Annotated in this window: 1 rRNA gene; it reads right to left on the bottom strand. The window is 36.9% G+C overall.

Going from position 1 to position 458, the window contains the following annotated elements:
* Positions 1–105, bottom strand: a 23S ribosomal RNA gene (locus H5183_RS21660); the annotation flags it as partial.
* Positions 106–458: the final 353 nt, after the last annotated feature.

The raw sequence follows: 458 nt of genomic DNA, 5'->3' as shown, positions 1-458 counted from the left end.
TCTCAAGTGCTTTTTACTAGCTTGACTAGGCTTATCGCAAGTTAATACGTCCTTCATCGCCTCCAACTGCCAAGGCATCCACCGTGTACGCTTAGTCACTTAACCATACAACCCAAACGGGTCTTGCTTGGTCTTTGTTACTTATGCTGCCTTGCTTTGTTATTTTTGCTTGGTTACATAACACGTTATGCGCCCAGCGACAAAAATATCAGCGGCGTTGCCTAAGTATCAAATCCACGTCGCAATACTAAACAGTAAAGTTTAGTCATACGTTAGTGATAGTTTAACTTCGCCAGAAGTTAATATTGAATACTAAAGTAGATACCAATCAATAAACGTAAACGTTCATTAAATGGCACTGAATGATACTGCTATCATTCTTTTTTACTTTTGAAAACTCTGTACAAATACACTGTATTCATACGAATTTTATTATCAGCTTTTCCAAATTTTTAAAG

Source organism: Pseudoalteromonas sp. SR44-8, assembly GCF_014163635.1.
GTDB lineage: Bacteria > Pseudomonadota > Gammaproteobacteria > Enterobacterales > Alteromonadaceae > Pseudoalteromonas > Pseudoalteromonas rhizosphaerae.
This window is presented reverse-complemented; position numbering and strand designations above follow the sequence as displayed.